The following is a 17,594-nucleotide window of genomic DNA, read 5'->3' as shown; positions in this document are numbered from 1 at the left end:
TGTTATTTTTATGCAGTCTTGCCACATCCATACGCTTCGATTTCAAGCCACTTTTAACACTTATTTTTTCTCTCGCAGAAAGTTACGATAATAATCATTTAACTTCTTGAGGATCATTTTAAATTGCAGCAGGTTCTCTTCGGTATTTCCCAAAGTCACATTAAAACGCTGATGGGCAATTTCCAGATCAATCTTTTCATTGATCAGCATCGCGGTGTCGTATAAAGCTTTTAAATCATCAAACTGTTTTAGACGGCGATTGGACAAATATTCTAAGCGTGTGGTCAGTTCCTGATTTAAATCAATGCCATCCACGATATAACCTGTGCCTTCGACATGCTGGATATTCTGCTCGTCTAAATATAGCTGTGCAGCAGTCGGTTTATTAGTTTTAAATAATGCACTGATTTTATCAAACATCGCCATTTACCCAGCCAAATAAAGTTCAGACCCTAGTCTAGATGAAAATGCCTCAAATCCACATATCGAACTTGAGGCAAATTGTCAAAATCACAACGATCAGTTGATTTGAGCTGTTTCAAGACAATTTATGCTATCAAGAAACCTGTTCGAGCTGACTCTCTGCTACAGGTATTTCAGACACCAGATTTTCAAATGCAAAAATCTCTTCTAATTGCGCTTCACTCAATAAGCCTAACTCTAATACCACCTGTGGCACGGTTTTATTTTCCCACATACATTGTTTGCCGATTTCATCACACTTGGCATGTCCCAGAATCGGTTCAAGCAAGGTCACAATCCCGACACTGCGCATGACGGAACTTAAGCAAATCTGTTCATTGGCCTGAATACCAGCAATACATTTCTGATTCAGGGTTTGCATGCCTTGGGTCAATAATTGAATTGATTCATTCATCGCCACGGCAATCACAGGTTCCATGACATTCAATTGTAACTGCCCGGCTTCCGCAGCCATAGTAATGGTTAAGTCATTACCAATCACCCGGAATGCAATCTGATTCACAACTTCTGGAATTACCGGATTGATTTTTGCCGGCATGATCGAAGAACCTGCCTGTAACTCAGGTAAGCGAATTTCAGCTAACCCTGTACGCGGCCCCGAGCTGAGCAAGCGCAAGTCATTACAGATTTTGGACAATTTCACTGCCAGACGTTTTAAACTGCTCGACAAGATAATAAAGACGCCACAATCGCTGGTCGCCTCGACATAATCTGCTGCACCTTTTAAAGGTAAACCTGTCAGGTGCGCCAAGATTTCCACCACCCGCTTGGCATAGCCCGGCGGTGTATTCACCCCGGTCCCAATGGCGGTGGCGCCTAAATTGACTTCCAGCAATAACTGTCGCATCTGTCCAATCAGCTTCAGGTCTTCTTTTAATAAGGTGGCAAATGCCCGGAATTCCTGTTCCATGGTCATCGGCACGGCATCTTGTAACTGGGTACGTCCCATCTTGATGACATATTCAAATTCGGCAGCTTTATGATCGATACAGTCAATCAATGCTTTAAGCACGCTCAATAACTCATCCAGACTGCTATAGGTCGCCAGACGCAAAGCCGTTGGATAGACATCATTGGTCGATTGCGAGGTATTGACGTGATCATTCGGATGCAGAATGTGATAATCACCTTTCTGATGGCCCGACATTTCTAGGGCAATATTGGCAATCACCTCATTGGTATTCATATTGATGGAGGTTCCGGCACCGCCCTGATAAGGATCGAGTGGAAATGCCGTTTGCCACGCTTCCGGATGCTGAATCAATTCATCACAAGCTTTCTGAATGGCAGTACTGGTCTGCTCGGACAATTTTTGAAAGTGCAGATTGGCTTGTGCCGAAGCTTTTTTCACTTGGGCCAAAGCACGAATAAAGTGCGTTTGTTGCCCCACCGCCAATCCAGAAATCTTAAAATTTTCGATGGCACGTAAGGTATGAATCCCATAATAGCTATGCAACGGGATTTGTTTTTCCCCCAATAAATCACGTTCAATGCGGGTCGGTTCGATTTGAAGCATATTGTCCACTAAAAAATACTCTTGGCGATGCACCGTATTTGGTGTGACATTAATATGAGCAAACAAATACAGGCCTAATAGGAAGACTTTAACCTAGATTTGCTACGATTTATTACCAATACGCTAAAGCTGTGAGTTTTGTAAGATTGTGTAAGCAATTGGCTAAGATTCAAATATTTTCATTATTTATTCAAAATTTCCACTTTTCCCCTGAATTCGACGTCGTATTGCCTTTTATCCGCTCAAGTTATTCCTAATTCAATTTCAGTGAATTACTACTCTATTTACAATAGGTATACATAAAAGCTGTGTAATTGTTACAGAGTGTAATTTTTAAACCATGCTTGAATCACCTCCTTGCAATCTCAGTACAAAAAATCATCTTGGACGATGATTTCCATATTTACAGGATGACCTGCCCATGACTTCTTTAAACCCCACCCTGATTACTTTCATGTTTTATATTATCGCCATGATTGCAATCGGTTTATATGCTTATCGTGCCACCTCCAATTTTGACGAATATATTCTAGGTGGACGGAGTCTGGGCAGTGTCGTCACTGCACTTTCGGCGGGCGCATCGGATATGAGTGGCTGGCTGTTGATGGGTCTTCCAGGAGCCATTTACTTGTCTGGTCTGTCAGAAGTCTGGATTGCGATCGGTTTGATTATCGGTGCATGGCTGAACTGGTTACTCGTGGCAGGTCGACTGCGCGCCCATACTGAATATCAGAACAATGCTCTAACCTTGCCGGATTATTTCACTAGCCGTTTTTCCGATCGTAAACGTATTTTACGGGTCTTGTCTGCCTTGGTGATTCTGGTGTTCTTTGCAATTTATTGTGCCTCAGGCATGGTCGCAGGTGCACGACTGTTTGAAAGCCTGTTTGGCTGGGATTACACCACAGCGCTTGTGATTGGTGCGATGGCGACGATTCTTTATGTTTGTATTGGTGGCTTTTTGGCGATCAGCTGGACAGATACATTCCAAGCCGGTTTGATGATTTTTGCCTTATTGCTGACTCCGATCATTACCTTCTTGGCTCTGGGCGACAACAGCCAGCAAGTGAGTGTCATCCTTGAATCGGCTCGCCCACATGCTTCAAGCATGCTTGAAGGTTTAAGCACCGTTGCGATTATTTCCAGTCTGGCTTGGGGCTTGGGTTATTTTGGTCAGCCGCATATTCTGGTGCGTTTTATGGCAGCAGATTCGGTCAAAACCATTCCTGCTGCACGCCGTATTGGCATGACCTGGATGATTCTATGCCTAGGCGGTGCAGTGGCTGCCGGTTATATCGGTATTGCCTACTTCAGTGTCAATCCCGCATTGGCTTCGGTGGTGAATCAAAACCCTGAAACGGTATTTATGGAGTTGACCAAAATCCTGTTTAATCCATGGATTGCCGGAATCATTCTGGCTGCTATCTTGGCGGCAATTATGAGCACCTTGAGCTGTCAGCTTCTGGTCTGCTCAACCACCCTGACCGAAGATTTATATAAGAGTTTCCTGCGTAAAAATGCTTCACAAAAAGAACTGATCTGGGTCGGTCGCGGCATGGTCTTGGTGATTGCCCTAATTGCCATTTCACTGGCGATTAATCCGAACAGTAAGGTTTTGGGTCTGGTGGCTTATGCCTGGGCGGGCTTTGGTGCTGCATTTGGCCCGCTGATTATCTTGTCGCTATTCTGGAAACGAATGACCCTCAACGGCGCAATTGTGGGTATGGTGGTTGGTGCCATGACTGTAATTGTCTGGAAAAATTATATGGGTGATACCGGTCTGTATGAGATCATTCCAGGCTTTATTCTGGCCACCCTCAGCATTATCATCGTCAGCCTGCTGGATAAAGCACCGAGTGCTGATGTGGTCAAACGCTTTGAAATGGCTAAAGCCGAGTATCAAAAAGAAATGGCAGAAATGAAAAAATAATCACCTTTTTTCTTGCACATAAAAGGGACTTAATCGTCCCTTTTATGTTTCTTAGATTCACAAATGAAGTTCTTGAAAATTACTTGGCTTTTCCCGGCATTTTCAGATGGATCTGCTGACTTTCTTTAATCACTTCCATCACCGGATAACTGCGCGTTTCTTTAATTCCGGGCAATTGCCACAAGATCTGACCAGAGATTTTCCGGAACTCATCCATATTGGCACAGCGGATTTTTACCACGAAATCAAACCCGCCACTGATCATATGACACTCGATAATTTCAGGAATCTGCCGCACAGCATGGGAAAATTCATCTAAAACATTCGGCGTGGTTTTATCCAATAAAATTTCAACAAAGACCACAAAACCATTATTCAACATGACTGGATTGAGGCGCGCTTCATAGCCCACAATAAAACCTTCCCGGGTCAGCTTTTGTACACGCGCCAAGGCTGCTGTAGGCGACAAATTGACCAGTTCAGCCAGTTTGATATTGGATAGCTTGGCATCGGATTGCAATAAACCCAGTATACGAATATCTATACGGTCAAGGTTCAAATAAGGACTTGGCATTAGAATTATTCTCTAAAAAAAGCGAAAACTATAGTGAGATATTCGTCAAATATTCTGTGATTATAGATTAAAACTCATTCACCTCAAAGAACTGATTGACGCAGTACAGGAAGTCACTATGCCAACCACTCTCCGCCCAGATTCAATTTTAGATTCAGCCCAGCACTCAAATTATATTGCTGAATTTAAACACAAAAACCAATACGAAGAACGTATTAATACGGTATGGCGTCGTGCAGAAACTGAATGCGTCGAAGAGTTATTGGCCCATAGTGAAATTTCTTCCGAGATGAGTGACAAGATTCAGGCGCTTGCCTTTGATCTCGCACATTCCTTACGTGAACGCAAAAGTTCCACTGGGAAAGCCGGTATTGTCCAAGGCTTATTGCAGGAATTTTCTTTATCTTCTCAGGAAGGCATTGCCCTGATGTGTCTGGCAGAAGCCTTACTGCGGATTCCGGACAAAGCCACACGTGACCTGCTGATCCGTGACAAAATCAATCAAGGTAACTGGAAAGAACATTTGGGCCAGAGCCAATTGATGTTTGTGAATGCAGCAGCCTGGGGACTGATGCTGACCGGCAAGCTGATGGAAACCCCACAGCAAAAAAGCCTGTCTAGCTTATTGACCGGTCTTTTGGCACGCAGTGGCCGCGGGATTATCCGTAAGGCTGTCGATGTTGCCATGCGCATGATGGGCGAGCAGTTTGTCACGGGTGAAACCATTGATGAAGCCCTGAAAAATGCCGAACCGTTGGAAGAAAAAGGCTTTCGCTATTCCTATGACATGCTGGGTGAAGCAGCACTGACCGATCCGGATGCTGAACGTTATTATCAGGATTATCAGCAAGCCATTCATGCCATTGGTCAATCTTCGCAGGATAAGGATGTTTATGACGGGCCTGGCATTTCTATCAAACTCTCTGCGCTGCACCCCCGTTATCAGCGTTCGCAAATGGATCGCGTGCATGATGAGCTCTATGCAAAAGTACTGAAACTCGCGGTCTTGGCCAAGCAATACAATATTGGTTTAAATATCGATGCTGAAGAAAGTGATCGCCTTGAGATTTCACTTGAACTGTTAGAACGCCTGTGTTTTGAACCACAATTACAGGACTGGAAAGGCATTGGCTTTGTGATTCAGGCCTATCAGAAACGCTGCTTCTATGTAGTGGATTACATCATTGATCTGGCGAAGCGCAGCCAGAAACGCTTGATGATTCGTCTGGTCAAAGGCGCATATTGGGACAGCGAAATCAAGAAAGCCCAAATTGATGGAATGTCAGATTATCCGGTATTTACTCGTAAGGTGCATACGGATCTGTCTTATATTGCTTGTGCGCGTAAGCTGTTGGCTGAACCGGATTATATCTACCCACAATTTGCCACTCACAATGCACAAACGGTAGCGACGATCTATCAGCTGGCACAACCTGAGCAGTATTATGCCGGCCAATATGAGTTCCAATGTCTGCATGGCATGGGCGAACCACTGTATGAAAATGTCGTGGGCGATCCATCGAAAAATAAACTCGGTGTACCATGCCGGATCTATGCGCCAGTCGGCAATCATGAAACCTTGCTGGCTTATCTGGTGCGCCGCTTACTGGAAAATGGTGCCAATACCTCCTTCGTCAATCGTATTGCTGACAAAACCTTGAAAATTGAAGATTTGATTGAAAATCCACAGCAAACCATTTTAAAGGCGTCAAAACAGGAAAGCGTATTGGGTGCCAAGCATCCGCATATTCCCTATCCGCAAGATCTTTATGCCGATGAACGATTGAACTCTTCAGGACTCGATTTGGCCAATGATGCTGAACTCAGTATTTTAAATGAAGTCGCATCCAGTCTGGCAAATACGCAATTTCAGTCAGCTGCTATGGGAACGGCATTTAGCAGCGTGGATACGCCCCATGCAGTTCCAGTGATCAATCCAGCACACCATCAGGATGTGGTCGGCACAGTCTATGAAGCAACTTCTGAACAGGCTGAAATTGCACTCACTCAAGCAGTTAATGCACAAAGTTTCTGGGCCAATCTGCCAAAAAATGAGCGTGCTGCCTGCCTGAATAAAGCCGCAGAACTGATGGAACAGCGTTTGCTTCCGCTCATGGTTCTTCTTTCTCGCGAAGCAGGTAAAACCTATGCCAATGCGATTGCCGAAGTACGTGAGGCGGTAGATTTCTTGCGTTACTATGCAGCTCAAGTTTTGGATCTCAGTGACAATGTACAGATCCAGCCTTTAGGTACTGTACTATGTATCAGTCCATGGAACTTCCCGCTGGCGATTTTTACCGGTCAGATTTCAGCAGCGCTGGTCGCTGGCAATACCGTGATTGCCAAACCGGCTGAACAAACACCGCTCATTGCAGCACAAGCCGTACAGATTTTATGGGAAGCCGGCATTCCGCAGGATGTGTTACAGCTATTGCCGGGCCGTGGTGAAACCATTGGTGCACAGCTCAGTGCAGATCCACGTATTCAGGGCATCATGTTTACCGGTTCCACCGAGGTCGCCCAAATTCTACAAAAAACCGTGGCAGAACGAATAAACCAGTTTGGAGAAAGCGTCACCCTGATTGCTGAAACTGGTGGTCAAAATGCCATGATTGTGGATTCATCTGCATTGACTGAACAGGTGGTGTTGGATGTTGTGAGCTCTGCCTATGACAGTGCCGGTCAGCGCTGTTCTGCCCTGCGTGTCCTCTGTGTTCAGGAAGATAATCTGGAGGCCGTACGCAGCATGCTCAAAGGTGCGATGCAACAGTTGCGCGTTGGCAATCCGGTCTTGCTGAAAACCGATATTGGTCCAGTGATTGATGCAGAAGCCCAGCAAAATATCCAAAAGCATATCGAGCAGATGCGCAGCAAAGGTCATACAGTTCATCAGTTGATGTTTAATCAGGACCAGACTGAATTAACTCCAGGAACATTCATTGCACCAACCCTGATTGAACTTCCAAATCTGGATGATCTGGAACGTGAAGTGTTTGGCCCGGTACTGCATCTGATCAGCTATAAATATGGCGAACTGGAACAGTTGTTAGATCAGATCAACAGCAAGGGTTATGGCCTGACCATGGGCTTGCACACGCGTATTGATGAAACCATGCAAACCGTGATTGCACGAGCGGAAGTCGGCAACCTGTATATCAACCGCAATATCGTTGGTGCGGTCGTGGGCGTCCAGCCTTTTGGTGGTGAAGGTCTGTCCGGCACCGGCCCGAAAGCGGGTGGCCCGTTGTATATCTATCGTTTAATGCATCAAGTATCCGAGAAAAAACTGGCTCAGCCTTATGCAGCTCAAGCTGAGCCAGCACTTGTTGAACATAAACTTGTTCAGGAGTTTAAAGCCTGGGTAGCTAAAACTTTCCCAACTTTATCTTTAAAAGCGCCTATGCAAATTGCGACTGGTCAAAGCTTTAGCCTGCAAGGCCCAACTGGCGAGGAAAATCAATACATGATCTTGCCACGTGAAAGCGTTCTCTCGTTAGCACATAGGGATCAAGACCAGATTCAGCAAATTCTGGCGATTTTATCGGTTGGCAGTCGTCCTGCGGTACTGGCAAACAATACTTTTATTCTGAAATATTTACCAACCATGCCAGCCGCGGTTAGCAAGCAATTTAAAGTGGTCCGGGATATTGAAACAGGTGTATTTGAGGCCGTCCTGCATCATGGTGACACTACTGAACTGATTGACTTGCAGAAACGCATTGCAACACGCCAAGGTCCAATTATTGGTATCACCCATTTAAGTTCGGGCAACTATGATATTCCGGTCGAGCGATTTGTGATTGAACGCGCGATCAGTATCAATACGGCGGCGGCAGGCGGCAATGCCAGCTTGATGACGATGGATAATCTCTAAATCAGTCCAATCATCTCAGCATTTTTAGCTTAAATCTTTCCTCTTTATGGCCAAACCTCTCTCCTCAGAAGGTTTGGTCTTTTTTATGCAGCTTTTAAAGCGGCTTGACTACAATAGGCTTAGGCAGATCGGCAATTTTTTGCTACCATTTGCGCTTTAAAATATTTGCGATTTCTTACTGCATATGACTTCATCTTATCAGCAACAACTTGAAGCCAAAATTGAACGCATCAGCGCTCAGTTTGCCGAATATCAACCACCTGCTTTAGAAGTATTCCAGTCTCCTGAAAAATATTTCCGCATGCGTGCTGAATTCCGGATCTGGCATACTGAAGATGATCTGTTTTATGCCATGTTCGAACGTGACGAGAACAACAATAAAAAAGTCATTCGTATTGATGAATTTCCAATTGCAGACCGCAGCATTAATGACTTGATGCCACAATTACTTGAAGCATTCAAGGCAGATGCCAATCTGGGTCATCGTCTATTTGAAGTCCATTTTCTGGCGACTTTAAGTGGCCAAGTCCTAGTTTCCCTGATTTATCACCGCAAGCTGGATGAAAGCTGGGAACCTGCAGCAAAAGCACTGGCGGAAAAACTGAATATTAAACTGATTGGCCGAAGCCGTGGCCAGAAATTCGTCCTGACTGATGAATATGTGGTGGAAGAACTGTCTGTTTTTGATCGTCACTATAAATATAAGCAGATCGAAAGCAGCTTCACCCAGCCCAATGCACAAGTTTGTCAAAAAATGCTGGAATGGGCATGTGATGCAGCGGAACAATCAGATAAAGATTTGCTGGAACTCTACTGTGGCAATGGGAACTTTACCCTGCCGCTTTCGACCAAATTCCGCCGTGTTTTGGCCACTGAATTAGCCAAATCTTCAGTTTATGCAGCTGAGTGGAATATTGAGCAGAACCAGATTGAAAATATTCAGGTTGCGCGTCTGTCTGCCGAAGAATTCACTCAAGCCTATAATGGCGAACGTGTTTTCCGTCGTTTGCAGGAAGCACAAATTGACATTTCGACTTATGATTTTGATACGGTATTTGTCGATCCACCGCGTGCTGGTATTGATGATGAAACGCTGAAACTGTTACAGCGTTTCCAGCGTATTATTTACATTTCTTGTAATCCAAATACCTTATATGACAATCTGAAACAGTTGTCTCAAACGCATAGAATCAGCAAGTTCGCCATGTTTGACCAGTTCCCGTATACACATCATGTTGAAACGGGTGTATTGTTGGAAAAAGTATAAAGAATTTGTTTCAATTTATTATATTGTTACAAAAATGGAGCTTTTTGAAGCTCCATTTTTTATACTATAAATCATGTATTTAATAATAAATATTGACTTGTACAGCAAGAAATATCGTTAGACCTTTAGGCTTCAATCGGAAATTTTCTAGCCTGACTGCTGCTTTTATCACATAGGTCCTATTGCTTTATTTATTTAATTGGCTATATTTCACTCTATGTTAGGTTGTTGTATGAAGGCTCTATGAGTTTTTGGCAAAAGTTGTTTTCTCATGAACAACACAATGAACACAAGAATCAAATTGCTTGTGTTGAAAATGATTGCTCTTGCAAGACAAATGAACAGCTTCTTGAAGCACTTTCTAAAGCTACTGATGAAGAAATCATCATCGGAATTAAAAAGGTTCTTGTATCTCGCGGCTATAGCCGCAAAGAACTGAATGAACTTCAGCACTTGCCATTGCAGTAATCGGCCAAGGTTACAGCCGTATAAAGAAAGCACTTGCGTAGTCAGGTGCTTTTTTTATGCTTGAAAGTTTAGTTTAAGGGTTTGGTCTTCTCTATTTCAGCATAGTTTATTAACTTCAACTTTAAAAGCTTCAGGGATCAGGCAGAAAATGTTGAATGACTTCCTTGATCCATGCTTGTGATTTTGCAGAAATTTTAGTACTTGCTTAGGCTATTTAAAACCTTTATCAGAAGAATATGTTCTAAATTCTGCTCTCTTCTAGCTCCTTTAAAACTTGGCTTAATAACTCTTCAATTCTGATCTGAAACTCAGGCAAGGCATCGATTAATTTAGCAAAACACAGTACACTTCCTATTAAACGACAATGCTTTTTTAAATGGCTTAATTCTGATATGCAACAGACTAAACGGTTTCCCATAGGCGCACATCTTATGGTTAAACATTTCGGTTATACCCATCATGGGATTTACGCCGGACGTGGTCGTGTCATTCATTATTCCGGCTTTGCGCATTTATTCAAGAAACGCCCGATTGAAATAACTTCTATTGAAAAATTCAGTCATGGCAAACCAATTCATATGCAACATTATGACTCGGCAAAATATAAAGGTCGTAAAGTGGTGCGCCGCATGCGGTCCAGAATGCATGAAAACAACTATCATCTGATTATTAATAATTGCGAACATTTGTGTACCTGGGCGATTACCGGTGTGGAAAGTAGCCCGCAAGTAATTTATATGATGAATCGCCTGACCACGATTGGTTATATCAGCTCGATGATGAGTTTTATGAACAGCATGTTCCTGACCCTGACCACGACCAGTTTCGCATTGGCGCTGTACATCAAGAAAAAACTCAGAGATAAAGCCAATCTGCGTTTGCAACAATACCGTGAATTGCAAGATCAGGCTAAAACCAAAGTGTCAGACCTGACCAATCTTAAACATCGTTAATTTAAAGCTCAGCCTGCCGATGATTTTTTGTGAGCAAGAAATTTTAAGTTCGTGTTTTACATTTTGATGATGTTGATAAGGAATCAAGTCAAATAGCCTTTTCTGGCTTGAATTGCCTCAGGTAGTGCTTTACCTAAAGAACTTAGGGTTTCCCGCTCGACCAGTCGCACAATTGAATCTAGCGGCAGATCGTTGTCCTGCAAGCCAAAGGGCTCTTCCAGTTCCGCACTGAGTTCATCCAGCCCGAGTAGCATATAGGCAATCAATCCAACCAGAATTGGTGTCCACAGGCCTAAATTTGCCTGCAAACTGAAAGGCAGGATAAAGCAAAAAGAATAAACCGCACGATGTAACAATACCGAATAAGAAAATGGTAATGGCGTGGACAAAATCCGGTCACAACCAGCCTGAATATCTCCCAAAGCCACAGTGTGCTGATTCAGGTTATTATAAATAATATCGCTGATCTTGCCCTGCTTATATTGCTGCACCAGCTCTTTTTGCATCTGTTCCAGCACCCATTGGGATGGATTGATTTGCATGGGCAATTGCTCAAATGACTTGGGTTCAAAACCGGCAGTGGCTTCATAAGCCTGAATACTGGGCGTTTGCTGTCTCAGCCGATCACGTAATAGATGGGTAAACAGCATCATGCGATATAGCAAAACTTCACGGATTTGATCATCTAGCACATGGCTGTCACGGCATAAATGACGCGTGGTTGCAATCAACGCACCCCAAAGCTTGCGCCCTTCCCACCAGCGATCATAGCAGGCCGTATTTCTAAAACTCAGAAAGATCGAAAGAATGACACCAAAAATGGTAAAGCCAATTGCCGGGACAGCAGGAAGGCTCACGAAATGCGCCTGACTCAAATACACTAGTAAAGCGGAAATAAAAACCACCAAAACCAATGCGGGCAGCACCTTGGGCAGAATCGTTCCCTGCCAGGCAAACAGTAAGCCCAAACTATTATTCTTATCACGCACAATCATGCAATTTTCCCTGCTGTATTGAAAAAGCCCAACCAGAGTTGGGCTTTTTACATTCTGACTTAAACCAGCTTATTTGCCTGGTTTAAAGCTGTCCTTAAGATCCAGAATACGGTTGAATACCGGTTTTTCGCTGGAATGATCATATTGATCAGCCACAAAATAGCCTTCACGCTCAAACTGGAAACGGTCTTCCGGTTGTGCTTGTGCCAAAGCAGGCTCAATCACGGCCTGAACTACCTTCAATGATTCAGGGTTCAGGTTTGCCAAGAAGTCATCGCCCACCTCAGGATCAGATTCAGTAAACAGACGGTCGTAAATACGCACTTCCGCAGGAACGCCTTTTGTCGCAGATACCCAGTGAATCACGCCTTTCACCTTACGACCTTCAGGATTTTTACCTAAAGTTTCAGGATCAATCGAACATTTCAGCTCAACCACTTCACCATTTTCATCTTTAATGACTTCGTCACATTTGATGACATAGGCATGACGTAAACGAACTTCACCTCCTGGAATCAGACGTTTAAAGCCTTTTGGTGGCTCTTCTTCAAAGTCTTTACGGTCAATATACAGCTCAGTCGTCAATGGAATAACGCGCTCGCCCATATCGACATTCGGATGACGTGAATGGGTCAGGTCCATATCGGCTGGCAAGTTGGTTAAAGTCACTTTTAATGGATTTAACACAGCCATACCACGAGCGGCAGTATTTTCCAGAGACTGGCGAATACAGTATTCCAGCATAGCTACATCGACAATACTTCCATCAACTTTCGATACACCGACACGTTGACAGAAATCACGTAGACCTTCAGGTGTGAAACCACGACGACGCATACCGACTACAGTTGGCATACGTGGGTCATCCCAGCCCTGAACATAGCTACCTTCCACCAGTTTACGTAATTTACGTTTCGAGGTGATGGTATAGTCCACATTCAAACGGCTCGATTCATACTGACGTGGCACGGATGGTGATTTAACTTTTGCCACTACCCAATCATAGAACGGACGATGATCCTGGAATTCCAGGGTACAGAGTGAATGCGTAATGCCTTCAATCGCATCAGACAATGGATGCGCATAGTCATACATTGGATAAATTTTCCATTTATCGCCAGTCTGATGGTGTTCAGAATGCAGGATACGATACAGAATCGGATCACGCATATGCACGTTCGGTGAAGTCATATCAATCTTGGCACGTAATACAGCCTGACCTTCTGCATATTCACCGCTGCGCATTTTCTCAAAACGCTCCAGGTTTTCTGCAACCGTTGCATCGCGTTGTGGCGAGTTCTTGCCTGGCTCAACGAAATTACCGCGGTTTAAACGGATCTCTTCAGGGCTTTGCAAATCCACATAGGCATCGCCCTGCTCAATCAGCTGAACTGCCCAGGTATAAAGTTGATCGAAATAGCTTGATGCATAACGCGGCTCGCCTTCCCATTGGAAACCCAGCCATTTCACATCATTGGCAATACCATCCACATATTCCTGCTCTTCGGCATCCGGGTTGGTATCGTCAAAACGCAGGTTACACACACCTTTAAATTCTTCAGCAATTCCGAAGTTCAAGCAAATTGCTTTCACATGGCCAATATGTAAATAGCCATTCGGCTCAGGCGGAAAACGCGTCACCACCTGTTGAGTACGACCAGCGGCTAAATCATCGGTAATGACCTGACGTACAAAGTCCAAGCCCGGTTGTTGTTCTTGCTGCTGCACTGAATCGACTGCATTGTTCTTTTGGGTCGGGTTCTCGGGCAGAGATGTCACAACATCATTTGGCTTCATGATCAATCATTCACTTCTAAAGTTAAAAAGGGATTAACGAATATTTAATCGCACAGGTTGTACGCATATTCATTATCAAAGTTCCTTAGTTTAACTAGAGGTGAATAATCTCTCAACCGCTAACTATGGTATTTGATTTCAATTCACCCATTTTAAAAAATGAAAATACGGCGAGTTGCCTGAAACTAAAATATCAGTGCTTGTACAAGCAGTAAAATCATTAATTTACGCCAATTCAAAATAGGGTACCTGATAGGGCAATATCTGAAATGCCTTGATAAATCAACGTATAAATAAGGTATTATTTTTATGCTTTTAACAAAGAAAATAATGTTTTTACTTGCCTTGTCGAATGTAGTTTGCTTATGCTTCACTCATTCAGAAAAAACCATGGCACTCGTCCATGATCAGGAGATTACACAATGAGTTTTCCTCAAGTCGAATTAAACACCAATAAAGGTCGTATTGTTCTAGAACTCAATGCTGAAAAAGCACCTAAAACCGTAGCTAACTTTTTAGAATACGTACGTGACGGTTTTTATGACGGCGTAATTTTCCACCGTGTTATTGATGGTTTCATGATCCAAGGCGGCGGCATGGATGAAAACTTCAAAGAAAAAGCAACACGTGATGCAATCGAAAACGAAGCAGACAACGGCTTGACCAATGACGAAGGTACGATTGCAATGGCGCGTACTCAGGCACCGCACTCTGCTTCTGCTCAGTTCTTCATTAACGTGAAAAACAACTCATTCCTTAACCACTCTGGCAAAACTGCTCAAGGTTGGGGTTATGCCGTATTTGGTAAAGTCGTTGAAGGTATGGACGTTGTGAACGAAATCAAAAACGTACGTACTGGCAACCGTGGCTACCACGCTGACGTTCCTCTAGAAAACGTAGTAATCGAATCTGCAAAAATCATTTCTGAATAAAAAACGTCCTCTCCGTTCTTTTATGAGTTTTAAAGCAACACTTTAAAACAGTGTAATGGAAAATCCCTCATATGAATGAGGGATCTAGAGAGGAATAAAAGGAAAAGATTCGTGACCTATCTGTTTATCTCAGATTTACATTTGTCACCTGATCACCCTCGACTTGTTCGGGGGTTTTTAGATTTATTAACTGAATATCAAAATCAAAATACCCAATTGTATATTCTGGGTGACTGGTTCAATGCCTGGATTGGTGATGACTATACCTCTCCATGGCTGGACGAAATTGTCACTGCATTAAAACAGTTTACTCAGGCTGGGAATCAAGTCTATTTTCAGGCCGGCAACCGGGATTTTGTCTTAGGAAGTAAATTTTTAGCTCGATTTGGCGGGCAGCTTCTTCCCGAAATCGATCAGCTAATCATTGCCGGAACACATTTTCGCCTGGAACATGGCGATGCCCTATGTACCGATGACGTCTCCTATCAGCGTTTTAAAAAGATTATTCGTCATCCCTGGCTACTTGGCTTCTTAAGAAAAACCCCTCTCTCATTTCGAACCAGACTAGCCAACCGCTTTCGTCAACAAAGCCATCAGGCACAACAGTTTAAAAGCTATGAAGTGATGGACGTCAACCCACATGCAGTTGAGCTGGCATTACAGGATGTAGATGTACTAATCCATGGTCATACGCATCGCGCAGCCATTCATCAGTTAGCCCAGAAAAGAAGAATTGTACTAGGCGACTGGAAAGAAGACAGTGCAGAGATTCTGGAAATTCAGGAAGATCAAAGTTTTGATACCCTGAAACTAAAAAAGTGGCGATATTAATCAGCCACTTTTTACGATATTGATCTGCTTAACACAGACGATAAAGCTGGTTTACCCCAGTATAGAAACTTTTACCATCGAGATTGAACTGAAATTCCTCACCCGTTGGCAATTGAATCATTTTACCGACCTCAACCCAGATAAAACCGTCCATTGTATTTTGCTTGCGCTTTAATGGAACCAGTTTCACGTTAATTTCATTGCCATCAGCGGCAGTGGCAATATGCCATTCATTGATTTTGATCAAAATATTTACTCACACGATATGAGCTTTTTGTGACTATATGGAGAGAGATTAATAACAACCTAGTTTACATAATAGTTCTATGGTTAGTAGATCTTATTTGAGTTCAAATACTTGAACTAAAAAGTACATCACAATCAGCTTAAAATAATAATAGAAGCAAGAACAGTACTTGCTTGAAGTGCAGCCAGTGTAAGCTATTTATCCAGCAAAAGCAAAATTACATTGTAATGACAATAGAATGGGATTTTTAAGAACTTTTTTCATGCTTTGTTAATTATTAGGCTTTTGATTTTTATGATCTAAAATTCATTTTAACGTTACTTCATTTCCGTTGATAAACAAAACCTGTCTTTAAATACCTTAAAATCAATATTAGAGACATGAAACTCAGCCCGAGGTACAGCAAGTTCCACTCTCCCGTCTTTTGATAATTTAGGATCAAGAGAATAGCATTTAAGGCTACAAACAGTACGTGAATCATAAAAAAGGCTTGTTGCACTCGTCTAGTTTTTTGCTGACGTTGGTTCTCTAAGATGTTCTGCTGTTCTTGTAAAAATTGTTCTGCATCTTGAAGGTTCATTATGATTTTCTTATGGCTGAATGAATAGCTCATCTAAAGAATTTCCGGTTAAAAATAAACTAAAAATCTAAGCAAGCTATTCATTCAGAATCTCTTGTTGATTAATAACCGCTAGTCGGATTAATCACATTGATATCCTTTTTATATTTCCCCAATAGATCACGCAAGGAATTCATCAAAATACTGGTATCTACGCCCACTGCTACAAACTCAGTGCCAAGTTCGATATATTTTTGCGTCACTTCATGCTGGGTTGACAGAATTCCTGCAGCTTTGCCTGCAGAACGAATCCGCTGGATTGCATCAATTACAGCTTTTTGTACTTCAGGATGATTCGGATCACCTTGATAACCCATAGTGGCAGATAGATCAACGGCGCCAATAAACACGCCATCAATCCCGTCGATCTGAAGAATAGCATCCAGATTTTCAAGTCCTGTGACCGATTCAATCTGGATTAATAAACAGATTTCTTCATGTGCCGTCTGATAATAATTTGGAATGCTGTTCCAGCGGGTGGCACGTGCCAGTGCAGCACCAACGCCACGAATTCCTTCAGGCGGATAACGGACTGCCCTGACCATGAGTTCGGCCTGTTCCACGGTTTCTACCATCGGAATCAACAGCGTTTGTGCACCGATATCAAGGAGTTGCTTGATCAGTTGTACGCTACCAATGGGTGGTCGTACTACTGCTTGCGAGGGATAAGCAGCAATACTTTGCAGTTGCGACAAAGTCGTTCTCAAATCACTGGGTGCATGCTCACCATCAATCAGCAGCCAGTCATAACCTGCATTTGCCGCAATCTCGGTTCCATAGGCATCTGCCAATCCATAAGCCGATTTGCTGCTGGGTTTTCAGTTTGTGTTTAAAGTAATTGGTCACTTGCATCCGCTAACCTATTTGCATGTTGCTGGCGATGCCTCTTATTAAACGCTTCTCGCTTAAAAGTGCCAATAGACAAAAACTGGATTTTAATCTGATTTAACTCTAAGTTTTGCTTGAATCCAGCTCAAGATCATCTCAAAACAGGCTTTTGTCAACGGCATTTTAAAATTGACCCCTTTTACCTTAAAAATGGCGAAGTAAAATTGACCCCTTTGATCTCGTATTAAGTTTCAACCTGCGGCTGAATCCCAATTCTTTT

13 protein-coding genes and 1 pseudogene are annotated in these 17,594 nt (G+C 43.1%); 7 read left to right on the top strand and 7 right to left on the bottom strand.

The genetic code is table 11. The features are described from left to right. Window positions 1-60: 60 nt before the first annotated feature. Together WFH18_RS06470 and aspA are read right to left on the bottom strand one after the other, a co-directional pair. Entirely contained in the window at window positions 61-426 is a 366-nt protein-coding gene (locus tag WFH18_RS06470) for a hypothetical protein (RefSeq protein ID WP_004646758.1), read from the bottom strand. A 130-nt stretch (window positions 427-556) separates the two neighbouring features. Further along, window positions 557-1,999, bottom strand: coding sequence for an aspartate ammonia-lyase (gene aspA, locus WFH18_RS06465; protein WP_034439543.1), 1,443 nt, complete (start codon window positions 1,997-1,999; stop codon window positions 557-559). 421 nt (window positions 2,000-2,420) lie between these two features. On the opposite strand from aspA, the gene putP reads away from it, so the two are divergent. Further along, the gene (gene putP / locus WFH18_RS06460; RefSeq protein ID WP_004646756.1) at window positions 2,421-3,929 is read left to right on the top strand and encodes a sodium/proline symporter PutP; all 1,509 of its coding nucleotides are present in this window, start codon (window positions 2,421-2,423) and stop codon (window positions 3,927-3,929) included. A 79-nt stretch (window positions 3,930-4,008) separates the two neighbouring features. On the opposite strand, the gene WFH18_RS06455 is transcribed toward putP, so the two are convergent. Next, complete coding sequence (locus WFH18_RS06455) at window positions 4,009-4,503, bottom strand: Lrp/AsnC ligand binding domain-containing protein (protein WP_004279833.1); 495 nt, start codon at window positions 4,501-4,503, stop codon at window positions 4,009-4,011. Between the two features lie 118 nt (window positions 4,504-4,621). On the opposite strand from WFH18_RS06455, the gene putA reads away from it, so the two are divergent. The 4 genes from putA (at window position 4,622) to WFH18_RS06435 (ending at window position 11,065) form a co-directional block, all read left to right on the top strand. Then, entirely contained in the window at window positions 4,622-8,377 is a 3,756-nt protein-coding gene (gene putA / locus WFH18_RS06450) for a trifunctional transcriptional regulator/proline dehydrogenase/L-glutamate gamma-semialdehyde dehydrogenase (RefSeq protein ID WP_004646755.1), read from the top strand. Between the two features lie 184 nt (window positions 8,378-8,561). Further along, window positions 8,562-9,644, top strand: coding sequence for a tRNA (uridine(54)-C5)-methyltransferase TrmA (gene trmA / locus WFH18_RS06445; protein WP_005263041.1), 1,083 nt, complete (start codon window positions 8,562-8,564; stop codon window positions 9,642-9,644). 243 nt (window positions 9,645-9,887) lie between these two features. Next, on the top strand, window positions 9,888-10,112 hold the full coding sequence (locus WFH18_RS06440; protein WP_004279838.1) for a hypothetical protein: 225 nt from the start codon (window positions 9,888-9,890) through the stop codon (window positions 10,110-10,112). 392 nt (window positions 10,113-10,504) lie between these two features. Further along, complete coding sequence (locus WFH18_RS06435) at window positions 10,505-11,065, top strand: lecithin retinol acyltransferase family protein (protein ID WP_026055785.1); 561 nt, start codon at window positions 10,505-10,507, stop codon at window positions 11,063-11,065. A gap of 83 nt (window positions 11,066-11,148) precedes the next feature. Here WFH18_RS06435 and WFH18_RS06430 read toward each other — a convergent pair whose 3' ends face one another. Beyond that, entirely contained in the window at window positions 11,149-12,060 is a 912-nt protein-coding gene (locus WFH18_RS06430; protein WP_004646751.1) for a bestrophin family protein, read from the bottom strand. A gap of 69 nt (window positions 12,061-12,129) precedes the next feature. Further along, window positions 12,130-13,857, bottom strand: coding sequence for a glutamine--tRNA ligase/YqeY domain fusion protein (locus WFH18_RS06425; protein ID WP_004279842.1), 1,728 nt, complete (start codon window positions 13,855-13,857; stop codon window positions 12,130-12,132). A 422-nt stretch (window positions 13,858-14,279) separates the two neighbouring features. Between WFH18_RS06425 and WFH18_RS06420 the strand changes: the two genes are divergently transcribed. Next, window positions 14,280-14,789 (top strand): peptidylprolyl isomerase, encoded by a 510-nt coding sequence (locus WFH18_RS06420; RefSeq protein WP_004279844.1) that lies wholly within the window; start codon window positions 14,280-14,282, stop codon window positions 14,787-14,789. Between the two features lie 111 nt (window positions 14,790-14,900). Further along, window positions 14,901-15,620, top strand: a complete 720-nt coding sequence (locus WFH18_RS06415; RefSeq protein ID WP_004646748.1) for a UDP-2,3-diacylglucosamine diphosphatase — start codon at window positions 14,901-14,903, stop codon at window positions 15,618-15,620. Between the two features lie 28 nt (window positions 15,621-15,648). On the opposite strand, the gene WFH18_RS06410 is transcribed toward WFH18_RS06415, so the two are convergent. Together WFH18_RS06410 and hpaI are read right to left on the bottom strand one after the other, a co-directional pair. Then, entirely contained in the window at window positions 15,649-15,867 is a 219-nt protein-coding gene (locus WFH18_RS06410) for a hypothetical protein (protein WP_004279847.1), read from the bottom strand. A gap of 681 nt (window positions 15,868-16,548) precedes the next feature. After that, a pseudogene (hpaI, locus tag WFH18_RS06405) lies at window positions 16,549-17,338 on the bottom strand (4-hydroxy-2-oxoheptanedioate aldolase). Window positions 17,339-17,594 lie beyond the last annotated feature (256 nt).

Origin of the sequence: Acinetobacter sp. USHLN143 (assembly GCF_037145695.1) — a bacterium.
Lineage (GTDB): Bacteria > Pseudomonadota > Gammaproteobacteria > Pseudomonadales > Moraxellaceae > Acinetobacter > Acinetobacter fasciculus.
This window is presented reverse-complemented; position numbering and strand designations above follow the sequence as displayed.

What these genes read in the sequence shown, in the direction of transcription:
- WFH18_RS06420 (WP_004279844.1), top strand. Translation starts at nt 14,280, where the DNA reads ATGAGTTTTCCTCAAGTCGAATTAAACACCAATAAAGGTCGTATTGTT.
- WFH18_RS06430 (WP_004646751.1), bottom strand. Translation starts at nt 12,060, where the DNA reads ATGATTGTGCGTGATAAGAATAATAGTTTGGGCTTACTGTTTGCCTGG.
- trmA (WP_005263041.1), top strand. Translation starts at nt 8,562, where the DNA reads ATGACTTCATCTTATCAGCAACAACTTGAAGCCAAAATTGAACGCATC.
- WFH18_RS06435 (WP_026055785.1), top strand. Translation starts at nt 10,505, where the DNA reads ATGCAACAGACTAAACGGTTTCCCATAGGCGCACATCTTATGGTTAAA.
- WFH18_RS06440 (WP_004279838.1), top strand. Translation starts at nt 9,888, where the DNA reads ATGAGTTTTTGGCAAAAGTTGTTTTCTCATGAACAACACAATGAACAC.
- WFH18_RS06470 (WP_004646758.1), bottom strand. Translation starts at nt 426, where the DNA reads ATGGCGATGTTTGATAAAATCAGTGCATTATTTAAAACTAATAAACCG.
- putA (WP_004646755.1), top strand. Translation starts at nt 4,622, where the DNA reads ATGCCAACCACTCTCCGCCCAGATTCAATTTTAGATTCAGCCCAGCAC.
- putP (WP_004646756.1), top strand. Translation starts at nt 2,421, where the DNA reads ATGACTTCTTTAAACCCCACCCTGATTACTTTCATGTTTTATATTATC.
- WFH18_RS06455 (WP_004279833.1), bottom strand. Translation starts at nt 4,503, where the DNA reads ATGCCAAGTCCTTATTTGAACCTTGACCGTATAGATATTCGTATACTG.
- WFH18_RS06425 (WP_004279842.1), bottom strand. Translation starts at nt 13,857, where the DNA reads ATGAAGCCAAATGATGTTGTGACATCTCTGCCCGAGAACCCGACCCAA.
- aspA (WP_034439543.1), bottom strand. Translation starts at nt 1,999, where the DNA reads ATGCTTCAAATCGAACCGACCCGCATTGAACGTGATTTATTGGGGGAA.